Genomic DNA, 12417 nt, shown 5'->3' on the forward strand with positions numbered 1-12417 from the left:
CTTTTCGTGTTGTTGTCAGTTGGGTTCAGGCGTCGCCGACGCGGATCACCAGCTTACCGAAGTTCTTGCCCTCGAGTAGGCCGATGAACGCTTGCGGTGCGTTCTGCAGGCCGTCGACGATGTCCTCGCGGAACTTGATCTTGCCTTCTGCGACCCACGCGCTCATCTGTGCGAAAAATTCGCCGTTGCGGTCGCCATAGTCGTCGAAAATGATGAAGCCCTGCATCTTGATGCGTTTGGTGAGCACGGTGCGCGTCAGCAAGCGCAAGCGGTCCGGTCCCGGCGGCAGTTCGGTGGCGTTGTAGTCGGCGATCATGCCGCAAACCGGCACGCGGGCGCGGGCGTTGAGCAGCGGCAGCACCGCGTCGAACACGGCGCCGCCGACGTTTTCAAAATACACGTCGATGCCCTCGTCGCAGGCGGCGGCCAGCTGCTGCGCGAAGTCGGCGCTGCGGTGGTCGATGCAAGCGTCGAATCCAAGTTCCTCGACCACGTAGCGGCACTTTTCGGCGCCGCCGGCGATGCCGACCACGCGGCAGCCCTTGATCTTGGCGACCTGGCCGACCACGCTGCCGACCGCCCCGCTGGCCGCCGCCACCACCACCGTTTCACCCGGCTTGGGCTGGCCGATGTCGAGCAGGCCCATGTAGGCGGTGAAGCCGGGCATGCCGAGCACACCGAGCGCGCTCGACGGCTGTGCCAGGCCGGCCAGCTTTTGTAACCCGGCGCCGTCGGCGACCGCATAGTCCTGCCAGCCGCTGAAGGCGAGCACCAGTTCGCCCACGGCGAAGCCGGGATGTCGGGACGCTTCGACCCGGCAGACGGTGGCGCCGACCATCGGCGCGCCGAGCGCCACCGGGGCGGCGTAGGAGGGCGCATCGCTCATCCGGCCGCGCATGTACGGGTCGAGCGACAGGTACAGGGTGCGCAGCAGCACTTGCCCTTCCTGCGGCGCCGGTACGGCACTCTGCTGGAGGCGGAAATCGGCCGCGGTCGGCGCGCCATGCGGGCGGCGGGCGAGGACGATGGAACGGTTGATGGTCTCGGTCATGGCAGCTATTTCCTCGTTGAAGTCAATCATGGAAGATCCGGTCGCTTATAGCGCCGCTTCGAGGATGCGGCGGCTGGTGGCCAAGTCGATGTTCTTGTGCTCGCCAAGCGCCGTCATGCCGTGCGCGCCGAGCTGGTCGATGACAGCCTCGACCGCCGCCTGGCCCAGCTGGTAGCCGGACAGGCGCGTCGGGATGCCGAGCGACTCGAAAAAGGCGCGCGTGGCGGCGATGGTGGCGTCGATGCGCTGCGCTTCGCTGCCGCTGTCGATGCCCCAGACACGCTGGCCGTATTGCAGCAGCTTCTCGCGTTTGCCGGCGCGCTGCACATCGAGCAGCGCCGGCAGCACCACCGCCAGCGTACGCGCGTGGTCGATGTCGTACAAGGCCGTCAGTTCATGGCCGATCATGTGGGTGGCCCAATCCTGCGGCACGCCGGCGCCGATCAGCCCGTTCAACGCCAGCGTCGCGGTCCACATCAGGTTGCTGCGGGTGGCGTAGTCCTCGGGCGCGGCCAATGCCTGCGGGGCGATCTCGACCAGCGTTTGCAGCAGGCCCTCGGCGAAACGATCTTGCGCCAGCGCGCCGACCGGGTAGGTCAGGTATTGCTCGACGGTGTGGACGAAGGCGTCGGCGATGCCGTTGGCGACCTGCTTGGCCGGCAAGGTATAGGTGCGGGTCGGGTCGAGCACCGAAAACTGCGGAAACACGTGGGCGCTGCGAAACGCCAGCTTGTCGTGGGTCGCCTTCAGCGTCACCACGGCGCCGTTGTTCATTTCCGAGCCGGTCGCCGGCAAGGTCAGCACGGCGCCGAACGGCAGCGCCGACGACACCTTGGCGCCGCCGCTGAGCATGATTTCCCACGGATCGCCCTGGTACTGGGCGGCGGCGGCGACGAACTTGGTGCCGTCGATGACCGAGCCGCCGCCGACGGCGAGCAGGAAGTCGATGTCGTCGCGGCGGATCTGTTCGACGGCCCGCATCAGGGTCTCGAAACTCGGGTTCGGCTCGATGCCGGTGAACTGGTGGACGCTGCGCTCGCCGAGCGCGGCGCGGACCTGGTCCATGGTGCCGTTCTTTTCGGCGCTGGCGCCGCCGGTAAGGATCAGCACGCGCGCGGTGGGCGGCACCAGGGTCGACAGCCGGGCGATGGTATCGGCGCCAAAGACGATCTTGGTCGGGTTATGAAATTCGAAGTTCAGCATGAAAGATACTCCTGTAATTAGACTGGTCGTCTAGTAAGTGATGCAAAAAAACACACGATGGCGCAACGCCAGGTCGTGCGGCAAAAATTCAGGCAGCGTGGTGCGTTGCCAGGCCGAGCAGGCGCTCGGTGGCGGCGCGGGCGCTGCGCAGTGCGCTTGGATTGCGCCTGAGCTTGGTGAGAAGGGCGGCGCCAAGCCACATCTGATACAAGGTCTGCGCCATGTCGCCCGGCTCGGCCTGCGCCGGCAATGAGCCGTCGGCGCCGCCTTCCCGCAGGCAGGCGGCGATGCGCGCGATGATCAGGTTGGTGCCGTTGAGCAGGGCCAGCCGCATCGCCTCCGACATGTCCGCCACTTCGCCGCTGAGCTTGACGACGAGGCAGGAGCAGGAGGCGCTGTCGTCGCTGCCCGGTTCGATCCAGCTGTCCCAGTAGAGCATCAGGCGCTGCGCCGCCGTGCCTGGCGCGCCGAGCACGGCATCGAGCCGCGCCAGGTAATCGGCGACGTAATCGGCCAGCAGGGCTTCGCCGAATCGTTCCTTCGACGGGAAATAATGATAGAACGAACCTTTCGGCACGCCGGCGGCACCCAGAATTTCGTTGAGGCCGACCGCCGAGTATCCTTTGCCGAGGATGATGGCCATCCCGGTATCGATGATGTGCTGGCGGACGTCAGGTTTTGCGCTTGTCATGCACCAACTATACATGAAATTAGACCGGTCGTCTAAGGCGATGGGCAAGCACGAGGTATAAGGCCCCGTCTATACAACAAACACGATATTATTTCGAGGTGGTATGTTTTTCACCAGCTACACGGAGGGCTGCACTAATTTCCTTTTCATCGCGCCCGACAGGGCGCTGATGTTCGATCCACCAAGGCCGTAGCGGAGTGCGCCGTGCGAGTAATGTTTGTCCATCCGAGATCGATCGCGGCGGCCGTCGTGCTCATTGCTGCGCCAGCCGCGAATGGCGGCACCGCCGTCGACTACGCCGAGGCGCTGCGCCAGCTGAAGGCCAGTTCGGGCGCGATCAACGGCGCCGGCCTCGACTTCCAGGCCAGGACGCTGCAGGCCGAGGCGCTGCGCCGCATCGACGGCCCCGACCTGCGCCTGTCCGGCTTTGCCGGCCGCGTCTCGACCACACTGAGCGTCGACACCAGCAACCTGGCGCAGGCGGGCAACCCGGTGCTCGACCTGCTGCCGCCGCTGCCGGGCCTGAACTTGCCGGAGATCCCGTCGACGCTGAACGTCGACCGCGTGTTCGACGTGCGCTCGCTCGGCGTCAGTTCGGTCTGGCCGCTGTACACCGGCGGACGCCTGCAGGCGGTCAAGGAGATCGCCGCCGGCCGCGCTGACGAGGCGGGCGCGGGCGTGCGCAAGGAAGAGGACGAGGCGGCGACCGTGCTGGCGCAGCGCTATTTCACGGTGCAGCTGGCGCGCCAGGCGTCGCACCTGCGCGCCGGCGCGGCGCGGCTGGCCAAAGAACACCAGGGCGACGCGCTGAAGATGGAACGCGCCGGCCTGATCGCCAGGGTGGACCGGCTGAAGGCCGATGTCGCCGTCGACAACGCCAACCGTGAAGCGTCCAAGGCAGCCAGCGACCTCGAGATCGCGCAGCTGGCCCTGCGCCGCCTGCTCGGCGCGCCGGCCGCCGTCAGCGCCGCCACGCCGCTGTTCGTCCATGACCAGCCGGCCGGTTCGCTGGCCTCGTTCGTCGATGCGGCGATGGCGTCGAACGCGGCGTGGAAGCAGATCGACAGCAAGCGCCGCCAGGCCGCCGGCGCGGTGCAGCTGGCGGGCGGCCAGTTCAGCCCCACCGTCATCGGCATCGCCAACTACAACCTCAACCGCGGCAGCTCGGCGCGCGCGAACTGGCTCGTCGGCGTGTCGCTCAGCGTGCCGCTGATCGACCGCATCGACCGCGCCAAGATGGGCGCCGCCGCGCGCCTCGAGCAGCAGCGCGTCGACGTGGCCGCCGAGCAGGCCGGGCGCGACATCGCGACGCTGGCCGAGAGCCAGTGGCGCGCGATGGAAGACGCCCGCCAGCGCTACCTGGCGATGGGCTCGGCGATCGAACTGGCGCAAGAAACGCGGCGCCTGGCGCAGGTCTCGTTCAAGAACGGCCAGGCCACTTCGACCGACGTCGCCGATGCCTCGCTGAACTTCACCAAGGTCTCGCTCGAGCGCGCCCAGGCCGCCTACGAGTACGTCCTCGCGCTCGCCAGAGTGCTCGCTACCGCGGGCGAGCCGGACCGGCTGGCCGCGCTGGCGCGGACCGCAACGCACACCATCGAGATCACGAAAGACTGAACACATGGCCAAACCCGCTTCCAGGCGCCTGCTCCCGGCTGGCGCCGCCGTCGTCGTCATCGCCCTGCTCGGATCGGGCGCATACCAGGCGTTCCAGCCCACCCGTGATCCGGTCCAGGGCCAGATCGAGGCGCAGGAAGTGAACGTGTCTTCCAAGGTGCCGGGCCGGGTCGGCAAGGTCCACGTGCAACTGGGGCAGACGGTCAAGCGTGGCGACCTGCTGTTCGAGCTCGACAGCCCGGAAGTGCGTGCCAAGGTGGCGCAGGCCGCTGCCGCGCGTGACGCCGCCGGTGCCGCCAACCAGAAAGTGCAGGCCGGCGCGCGGCCGCAGGAAATCGTTGCCGCGCGCGCCAACTGGGAGCGCGCGCAGGCGGGCGCCAAACTGGCCCGCGTGACGTTCCAGCGGGTTCAATCGATGTTTGCGGAGGGCGTGCTCGCCGGCCAGAAACGCGACGAAGCCGAGGCGCAGGCGCGCTCGGCCGATGAACTGGCCACCGCCGCCAGGGCGCAGTACGATCTGGCGCGCCAGGGCGCCCGGACGGAAGACAAGCTGGCCGCCGCAGCGCAGACGCGCCAGGTCGCCGGCGTGGTTGCCGAAACCGACGCCGCGCTGGCCGAGACGCGCATCATGGCGCCCGCTGCGGGCGAAGTGACCAAGCTGGCGATCCAGCCGGGCGAATTGGCGCCGCAGGGCTTTCCCGTCATCACGCTGGTCGACCTGGCCGATGTCTGGGCGGTGGTGGCCGTGCGTGAAGACGAATTCACGCCGTACGCGCTCGGTTCGCTGCACCAGGCCACCATTCCCGCGCTGAAGGCCAGGGCGCAGTTCAAGGCCACCGTGGTGTCGGCGCTGCCGGCGTTTGCCACCTGGCGCGCGGCGCGCCCGGGCGGCACCGACCTGCGCACGTTCGAGATCCGGCTGCGCCCGACCGCGCCGGTGCCGGGTCTGCGGCCGGGGATGACGGTCGTGTTCGATCGCTGAGCGGCAGCGATGACGCGCGCCGCCAACGCCATCTCGTCATCCGTGCGGCGCGAATGGACGCGCCTGCGCGCAGACCCCTGGGACTTCGCCATGCTGACGTCGATCCCGCTCGCGCTGTACCTGCTGACGTGGTGGATATTTTCGGCCGGCGTGGCGCGCGACCTGCCGCTGGTGGTGATCGACCGCGACCATTCGGTGCTCTCGCGCAGCCTGATCCGCATGCTTGACCAGTCGCCGGGCCTGAAGGTCGCGCTCGCCGCCAACAGCGAGACAGAAGCGTTTCACCTGATCCGCGAGCGCCGCGCGTTCGGCATCGTCGCGATCCCCGCCGGCATGCAGAAGACCATGCTGGGCGGCGGCGCTGCCAGTGTACAGTGGGCCTACAACGCGCAGTTCGCGTCGCACACGGGCGCCATGACGCGCGACGTGCGCACGGTGGTGGCGACGCTGTCGGCCGGCATCGAAACGCAAGGGCGCGCCAAGCGCGGCGCCGCGGCGATCGAGGCGCGGCAGCTATACGAGCCGGTGCGTACGCGCACGGCCGCGCTGTTCAACGAGAGCGGCAGCTACCTGCCGTCGCTGGCGCTGCCGGTCGCGTTCAGCCTGATGCATATTCTTGTCACGCTGGCGGCGGTGACGGGGATCGGCCGCGAGCTGCGCGGCGCCACCGTGCCGGACTGGCTGGCCGCAGCCGACGGCCAACTGGGCGCGGCGCTGCTGGGCAAGCTGATCATTCCGTTCGGCGCCTTCGCCGCGCAGGCGCTGCTGCTGGTGCTGCTGTTCGGCGTGGTGCTCGGCTGGCCGATCCTCGGCAGCGCCACCGCCATGCTGCTCGGCACCGCCTTCTTCATCAGCGCCTACCTCGCGCTGGGCGCCTGCATTGTCGCCTTCACGTCGTCCTTGCGCTCGGCACTGTCGATCTGCGCGTTCGTGACGGCGCCGGCGTTCGCGTTTTCGGGGCAGGGCTTCCCGGTGCTGGCGATGCCGTTGGCGGCGCGCATCTGGGCCGAAGCGCTGCCGCTGACGCATTACCTGCCGCTTCTGAACAACACCTGGATGGCCGGCGCGCCGCTGCGCTTCGGCATCGTGCCGGTGGCGCTGCTGCTGCTGTTCACGCTCGGCTTCGGCGCCGCGGCGTATCTGCGCCTGGCCTCGCGCGTCAGGCAGCCGGCCAGCTGGGGCAAGCTGTGAGCGCGGCGCGCGCCTTCGCGCTGACCTGGCAGTCGATCTTCCGCGACAAGGCGGCGCTGCTGCTGTTCTTCATTTCCGGCATCGTCTATTCCTTCTTCTATCCGCTGCCCTACAGCGCCGAGACGGTGCGCGCGGTGCCGGTGGCCGTGATCGACCAGGACCATTCGGCGCTGTCGCGCCAGCTGATCCGCTACGCCGGCGCCCATCCCGGCATCGACGTCGTCGCCGTCACCACCGGCCCGGAGGCGGCGCAGGAGCTGATCTGGTCGGGCAAGGCCGCCGGCGCGATGTTCATTCCCGCCGACTTCAGCCGAAAAGTGCTGGCCGGCGCCCAGCCGGAGATCGAGGTGAGCGGCAACGGCTCCTATCCCTTGCTCAACAAGGTGGTGTTGAACGCTCTGGCCGAGGTAGTCGGCACGGTGTCAGCCGGCATCGAACTCAAGCGCACTGGCGCGGCCACCCCGTCGAGCGTGCAGGCCGAGGCGCTGCGCCAGCCGCTCGCTGTCGAGGCGCTGCCGCTGTTTAACGTACGCGAGGGATATGCGTCGTCTATCGTGCCGGGCGTCGTCGTGCTGCTGATGCAGCAGACCTTCCTGCTCGGCATCGGACTGCTGTTCGGCAGCTGGTCCAGCGCGAACACGTTTCCGTACGCGCCGACGGCGGCCGCGTATTTCGGCGCCCTCAACGGTTTCGCGCTCGTGGTCGTGTTCAACGCGGTGTATTTCTTCGGCTTTGTCTTCTGGTGGCAGGATTACCCGCGCGGCGGCAACCTGGCCGGCACCGTCGTGCTGACGGTGCTGTACGCCTACTGCGTGGCCGCGCTTGGCTTGTTGATCGGCATGTTCTTCCGCACCCGCGAGCGCAGCGTTCAACTGCTGGTTGCCACGTCGATGCCGATCGTGTTCCTGTCCGGCCTGAGCTGGCCGGCCAGTGCCATGCCGCCGCCGCTTCAGGCGCTGAGCTGGCTGCTGCCCTCGACTGCCGCCATTCAGGGTTTCATCGCCACCAACCAGATGGGTGCGTCCGTGCACGAGGTGCGCACGGAACTGCTCGCGCTGGCCGGCCTGGCGATGGTGCTGGTCGCGGCCGGCCTGGCCAAGTGGCGGCGCATGGCGCCGCGCGGCTAGGTCCTGCTTTTGTTGGCCATGCAACGCACCAGCGTTTAGCGCTGACCAGCTTGCCGCCGACGAAGCTGGCCGGTGTGCGCAAGCGGCGCCTTTCGCACGGCGCTGCGCCTCAGGCGCCGCGAAGCGCGTCGACGATCTGCATGCGTGCCGCGCGCAGCCCGGCAGGAAGCCGCCTACGACAATGCCGAATTGAAAAAAATCGGGATGAAAAGAAGGGAATTCCTCGCTGAGTATGATTGTCTGCGAACGTTGCCAGCGCAACTCGTATAGCACGCCGCGGCCGCTCCTTCTAGCCCGCTGCCTGGCAGGTGTCGACGACGAGCGCGCGCAGCCAGCGGTGCGCCAGGTCGGCCTCGAGACGCGGGTGCCACAGCATCGCGATGGTGATCGCCGGCGCCGGCACCGGCAGCGCGAAGCTGTGCATGCCTGCACGCAGTCTGCCGGTTTGCCGTTCGGGCACGCTGGCGATCAGGTCCGAGTCGCCGGCCAGCGCCAGCGCGCTGGCAAAGCTGCCGACGATGGTGGCGATGTTGCGCGTCAGCCCCAGCGGTTCCAGCGCCTTGTCGACCGGTCCCTTTTCGTGGCCGCGCCGCGATACGCTGATGTGGCGGCCGGCGGCATAGCGCGTCGCCGTGACCTTGCCGCGGCTTAGCGCGTGATCGGCGCGCACCACGCCGACGAAACGATCCTTGAACAGTGCGCGCGTGCGCACCTCCGGACTGGCCGTCGCGCCGACCACGCCTATGTCGAGGTGGATGCTGCCGTCGCGCAGCGAGGTGCTCTCCTTGTCGTCCTTCGAGACGAAGCGCAGGCGCACGCCGGGCGCTTCAGCAGAGATGCGGGCGATCAGGCCGGCGCCGAAGTTTTCGACAAAGCCTTCGCGCGCACGCACGGTGAAAGTGCGGACGAGCTGCTCGAGGTTCAGCTTTTCGGTCGGGCGCAGCACGGCTTCGGCGTCCTGGACCAGCTCGCTGACGCGCTCGCGCAGTGCTACAGCGCGCGGCGTCGGCACGAGGCCGCGTCCTGCGCGCACCAGCAGCGGGTCGCCGGTGGTCTCGCGCAAGCGGGCCAGCGAGCGGCTCATGGCGGACGGGCTCAGGCCCAGGCGCCTGGCCGCGCGGGCGACGCTGCCTTCGGCCAGCAATGCGTCGAGCGTGAACAGCAGGTTGAGGTCGGGGGAGGACATGACCCGATAGTACCGTGACATGGCGTTCGGCGCACCAATAGAGTGCAATTGGTGCGTCTTCCGCCAGGTGTCCGGAGGGGCGTATCTTTGCATGGCTGCTCTGACGAATGGGGTCCCCGCGTTCGCGAGGACGACGTGATTGCGGCCAGATCGTAATTTTCGAAAACGGAGTTTGCTGTGAGACCAGTCATTGTGGACGGCGCGTTGAGCGCAAGCGCCAGGCTGACACCTGCGAGTCGCTGGGCGTTGGCCAGCTTGTCGATGTCGATGCTGCTGTCGTCGCTAGGAACCAGCATTGCCAATGTCGGCTTGCCGGCGCTGGCGCAGGCGTTCGATGCGTCGTTCCAGCAGGTGCAGTGGGTGGTGCTCGCGTATCTGCTCGCCATCACCACCTTGATCGTCAGCGTCGGACGGCTCGGCGACATGACCGGCCGCCGCCGGCTGCTGCTGGCGGGAATCGGCCTGTTCACGGTCGCCTCGGTGCTGTGCGGCGTGGCGCCCACGCTGTGGCTGCTGATTGCGGCGCGCGCGGCGCAGGGCGTCGGCGCCGCGGTCATGATGGCGCTGACCATGGCGTTCATCGGCGAGACGGTGCCGAAGGAGAAGACCGGCAGTGCCATGGGGCTGCTCGCCATGATGTCGGCCGTCGGCACGGCGCTCGGTCCCTCGCTTGGCGGCTTGCTGATCGCCGGCCTCGGATGGCGCGCAATCTTCCTCGTCAACGTGCCGCTGGGGATCGTCACCTTGCTGCTGGCGCTGCGCTACCTGCCGGCCGATCGTCCAAAAGCGAGCACCGCGATAACCCGCTTTGACCACGTCGGCACGCTGCTGCTGGCGATGACGCTGGCCGCGTATGCGCTGGCCGTGACGATCGGGCGCGGCAAATTTGGATTGCTCAATGCGGCCTTGCTGGCGGCGGCCGCCGTCGGCGTCTGGTTGTTCGTGCGTGCCGAGGGGAGGGCGCCTGCGCCCTTGATCCGGCTGGCGATGTTCCGCGATCGGGTACTGAGCGCCGGCCTGGCCATGAGCGCCCTCGTCTCGACGGTGATGATGGCGACGCTGGTGGTCGGGCCGTTCTACCTGTCGCGCGCGTTCGGGCTGGAGCCGGCGATGGTGGGACTGGTGCTGTCGGCCGGACCCGTTGCCGCGGCGCTGGCCGGCGTGCCGGCCGGCCGCCTGGTGGACGGTCTCGGCGCGCATCGCATGACGGTCATCGGCCTCGTCGGGATTGCCGCTGGCTGCGGCGCGCTGTCGATCGCGCCAGTGTCGTTCGGGCTGGCCGGATACATCGCACCGACCATCGTCGTCACCATCAGCTACGCGCTGTTCCAGACGGCGAACAACACCGCCATCATGCTCGACGTCGGCGCCGACCAGCGTGGGGTAGTGTCCGGCATGCTGAACCTGTCGCGCAATCTCGGGTTCGTCACCGGCGCGTCGGCCATGGGCGCCGTGTTCGCGCTGGCGGCGTCGGCAAGCGACATCACCACGGCGGGCGCGGTAGCCGTCGCCGCCGGCATGCGGGTCACGTTCGCCGTGGCGACGGGACTGATCCTGATTGGCCTTGCAATCGCCATCGCTAGCCCCGGGCGGAGCAATTTACGCTAAGTTAAACCAGAAAATAAACGTCAGCGTAACTTGTCGCGATTGCGCCTACAATTGGGTTCTATTCAATAGGAGCGAGTATGAAGCTGACCACACGAGTCAAGCCGATCAGTTACCTTACTAGCCATGCTGCGGAGATCGCTAAGGAAATATCGGACAGTCGTGAACCAATGGTGTTCACACAGGACGGCGAAGCCAAGCTTGTCGTCATGGATGTGGCTACGTATGAGGAACAGCAAGAAACAATGGCGCTGCTTAAGATCCTGGCGCTTGGCGGTCAAGAAATTGAGCAGGGCGACTTCCGATCTGACGAAGCGGTGTTTGCTGAGTTGGACAAGGAAGATGCCGAGTGACGTTTCGGGTTGTCTTTCTTGATTCCGCGGAGCAGGACCTGAAGGAGTTGAAACGCTACATTGTCCGAAATTTTGGCCGCATTGCATGGCAAAACTCGTACCGTGAGATCAGAACAAGTATCGCTGCACTGAAATTGTTCCCTTTGTCAGGCCGTGTGCCGGACGAACTACGTAATTTGCAGCTCTCACGGTACCGTCAAGTGATTGCCGGGCGCAATCGAATAATCTACGAACTCCGCCAAGATACGATTTTCATCCACATTGTGTGCGACGCCCGTAAAGATTTGCGGACCGTGCTGATAACAAGGCTCCTACGACCGCGCGTATAAGGGCATTCAGCAAAACACGTCTGTGCATTTTGTTGACGCGCCGGTTGCACCCTGCCGGCGCGTTAGAATGGAACACTCAACAGACGAACGGGATATGCGATGACATTTTTGATTATTGGGCTGGTGATGTTCCTCGGCGTCCATTCGGTGCGCATCGTCGCCGACGACTGGCGCCGCCAGCAAATCGCGCGCCTTGGCGAAAACAAGTGGAAGCTCGGCTACTCCCTGATGTCCGCCGTCGGCCTGGCGCTGATCGTCTGGGGCTACGGCGTTGCGCGGGAGGCGCCGGTCGTCCTGTGGAATCCCCCGGTCGGAATGCGCCACCTGGCGGCGCTGCTCACGCTCGTCGCTTTCATTTTTCTGGCCGCAACTTACGTGCCGCGCAACCAGATCAAGGCGCGCTTGCATCATCCGATGGTGTTGGGCGTCAAGGCGTGGGCGCTGGCGCATTTGCTCGCCAACGGCACCGTGGCCGACGTGCTGCTGTTTGGCGCCTTCCTGGCATGGGCGGTGATGTCCTTCATCGCCGCTCGCCGGCGCGACCGCGCGGCAGGAACGACGTATCCGGCCGGCGCCATGAGCGGCACGCTCATCGCCGTTGCGGCAGGCGTCGTGGCGTGGGTGGCGTTCGCGTTCTGGCTGCATGGCCCGTTGATCGGCGTGCGGCCGTTCGGCGTGGCGATGTAAGTTTGTCGGCATGAAGATCTTCACGATCGGTTTTACCAGGACGTCGGCCGAAGATTTCTTCACGAGGCTGAAGAAATCGGAAGCGCAGCGACTGGTCGACGTGCGGCTCAATAACGTGTCGCAGCTGGCGGGCTTTGCCAAGCGCGACGAGATCGACCGCGACGAGCTGGCCGGCGCCTGCCTGTTATGCAGCGAAGACAAGCCGCACCATTGACATCGCCGCCTTGTCGCCGAGTACCTGCGCGACACGTGGGGCGATGTCCAGATCGTGCACCTCTAGCCTGAATGTTTCACAAACTGCCACAGCGGCCTCCGGGTTGCCGACACTGGACTTGTTTGGCTGTAATCGGAATGTCGCGGGCGATGTCGCCCCTACCCAATTGAACGGGACATCA

14 protein-coding genes are annotated in these 12417 nt (G+C 66.9%); 9 read left to right on the forward strand and 5 right to left on the reverse strand.

The features are described from left to right. Positions 1-25: 25 nt before the first annotated feature. From ACP7DD_RS21660 to ACP7DD_RS21670, 3 genes are all read right to left on the reverse strand, one after another. Positions 26-1081: an NADP-dependent oxidoreductase gene (locus ACP7DD_RS21660; RefSeq protein WP_426176901.1), complete on the reverse strand. Its 1056-nt coding sequence runs from the start codon at positions 1079-1081 to the stop codon at positions 26-28. A gap of 15 nt (positions 1082-1096) precedes the next feature. Next, positions 1097-2254 (reverse strand): iron-containing alcohol dehydrogenase, encoded by a 1158-nt coding sequence (locus ACP7DD_RS21665; RefSeq protein WP_426176902.1) that lies wholly within the window; start codon positions 2252-2254, stop codon positions 1097-1099. An 88-nt stretch (positions 2255-2342) separates the two neighbouring features. Beyond that, positions 2343-2945, reverse strand: coding sequence for a TetR/AcrR family transcriptional regulator (locus ACP7DD_RS21670; protein WP_426176903.1), 603 nt, complete (start codon positions 2943-2945; stop codon positions 2343-2345). A gap of 213 nt (positions 2946-3158) precedes the next feature. Here ACP7DD_RS21670 and ACP7DD_RS21675 point away from each other — a divergent pair, with 213 nt between their 5' ends. The 4 genes from ACP7DD_RS21675 to ACP7DD_RS21690 are packed head-to-tail and all read left to right on the forward strand — an operon-like array spanning position 3159 to position 7862. Beyond that, on the forward strand, positions 3159-4562 hold the full coding sequence (locus ACP7DD_RS21675) for a TolC family protein (protein ID WP_426176919.1): 1404 nt from the start codon (positions 3159-3161) through the stop codon (positions 4560-4562). Positions 4563-4566: 4 nt separating this feature from the next. Beyond that, positions 4567-5544: an HlyD family secretion protein gene (locus ACP7DD_RS21680; RefSeq protein ID WP_426176904.1), complete on the forward strand. Its 978-nt coding sequence runs from the start codon at positions 4567-4569 to the stop codon at positions 5542-5544. A gap of 9 nt (positions 5545-5553) precedes the next feature. Then, on the forward strand, positions 5554-6735 hold the full coding sequence (locus tag ACP7DD_RS21685) for an ABC transporter permease (RefSeq protein WP_426176905.1): 1182 nt from the start codon (positions 5554-5556) through the stop codon (positions 6733-6735). Further along, entirely contained in the window at positions 6732-7862 is a 1131-nt protein-coding gene (locus ACP7DD_RS21690; RefSeq protein ID WP_426176906.1) for an ABC transporter permease, read from the forward strand. Before ACP7DD_RS21685 ends, ACP7DD_RS21690 begins: the two co-directional genes overlap by 4 nt. A gap of 289 nt (positions 7863-8151) precedes the next feature. On the opposite strand, the gene ACP7DD_RS21695 is transcribed toward ACP7DD_RS21690, so the two are convergent. Continuing rightward, complete coding sequence (locus ACP7DD_RS21695) at positions 8152-9048, reverse strand: LysR family transcriptional regulator (RefSeq protein WP_426176907.1); 897 nt, start codon at positions 9046-9048, stop codon at positions 8152-8154. A 177-nt stretch (positions 9049-9225) separates the two neighbouring features. Here ACP7DD_RS21695 and ACP7DD_RS21700 point away from each other — a divergent pair, with 177 nt between their 5' ends. The 5 genes from ACP7DD_RS21700 to ACP7DD_RS21720 all read left to right on the forward strand — a co-directional run bounded on the left by ACP7DD_RS21700 (position 9226) and on the right by ACP7DD_RS21720 (position 12236). After that, on the forward strand, positions 9226-10656 hold the full coding sequence (locus ACP7DD_RS21700; protein ID WP_426176908.1) for an MFS transporter: 1431 nt from the start codon (positions 9226-9228) through the stop codon (positions 10654-10656). 77 nt (positions 10657-10733) lie between these two features. Then, positions 10734-11006, forward strand: coding sequence for a type II toxin-antitoxin system Phd/YefM family antitoxin (locus ACP7DD_RS21705; RefSeq protein WP_426176909.1), 273 nt, complete (start codon positions 10734-10736; stop codon positions 11004-11006). Beyond that, a complete protein-coding gene (locus ACP7DD_RS21710; RefSeq protein ID WP_426176910.1) occupies positions 11003-11335 on the forward strand; it encodes a type II toxin-antitoxin system RelE/ParE family toxin in 333 nt (110 codons plus the stop codon). Before ACP7DD_RS21705 ends, ACP7DD_RS21710 begins: the two co-directional genes overlap by 4 nt. Positions 11336-11434: 99 nt before the next feature. After that, on the forward strand, positions 11435-12022 hold the full coding sequence (locus ACP7DD_RS21715; protein WP_426176911.1) for an NnrU family protein: 588 nt from the start codon (positions 11435-11437) through the stop codon (positions 12020-12022). Between the two features lie 10 nt (positions 12023-12032). Next, positions 12033-12236: a hypothetical protein gene (locus tag ACP7DD_RS21720; protein ID WP_426176912.1), complete on the forward strand. Its 204-nt coding sequence runs from the start codon at positions 12033-12035 to the stop codon at positions 12234-12236. On the opposite strand, the gene ACP7DD_RS21725 is transcribed toward ACP7DD_RS21720, so the two are convergent. After that, positions 12207-12417: hypothetical protein (locus ACP7DD_RS21725; RefSeq protein ID WP_426176913.1), on the reverse strand; the 211-nt coding region annotated here is incomplete at its 5' end. The two genes, ACP7DD_RS21720 and ACP7DD_RS21725, sit on opposite strands and share 30 nt — an antisense overlap.

The organism is Massilia sp. TWR1-2-2 (genome assembly GCF_049897565.1).
Taxonomy (GTDB): Bacteria; Pseudomonadota; Gammaproteobacteria; order Burkholderiales; family Burkholderiaceae_D; genus JAFCUW01.

Excerpts from the sequence above, each read along its gene's own strand:
- ACP7DD_RS21680 (WP_426176904.1), top strand. The coding sequence starts at position 4,567 with ATGGCCAAACCCGCTTCCAGGCGCCTGCTCCCGGCTGGCGCCGCCGTC.
- ACP7DD_RS21705 (WP_426176909.1), top strand. The coding sequence starts at position 10,734 with ATGAAGCTGACCACACGAGTCAAGCCGATCAGTTACCTTACTAGCCAT.
- ACP7DD_RS21715 (WP_426176911.1), top strand. The coding sequence starts at position 11,435 with ATGACATTTTTGATTATTGGGCTGGTGATGTTCCTCGGCGTCCATTCG.
- ACP7DD_RS21670 (WP_426176903.1), bottom strand. The coding sequence starts at position 2,945 with ATGACAAGCGCAAAACCTGACGTCCGCCAGCACATCATCGATACCGGG.
- ACP7DD_RS21695 (WP_426176907.1), bottom strand. The coding sequence starts at position 9,048 with ATGTCCTCCCCCGACCTCAACCTGCTGTTCACGCTCGACGCATTGCTG.
- ACP7DD_RS21675 (WP_426176919.1), top strand. The coding sequence starts at position 3,159 with ATGTTTGTCCATCCGAGATCGATCGCGGCGGCCGTCGTGCTCATTGCT.
- ACP7DD_RS21720 (WP_426176912.1), top strand. The coding sequence starts at position 12,033 with ATGAAGATCTTCACGATCGGTTTTACCAGGACGTCGGCCGAAGATTTC.
- ACP7DD_RS21665 (WP_426176902.1), bottom strand. The coding sequence starts at position 2,254 with ATGCTGAACTTCGAATTTCATAACCCGACCAAGATCGTCTTTGGCGCC.
- ACP7DD_RS21660 (WP_426176901.1), bottom strand. The coding sequence starts at position 1,081 with ATGATTGACTTCAACGAGGAAATAGCTGCCATGACCGAGACCATCAAC.
- ACP7DD_RS21685 (WP_426176905.1), top strand. The coding sequence starts at position 5,554 with ATGACGCGCGCCGCCAACGCCATCTCGTCATCCGTGCGGCGCGAATGG.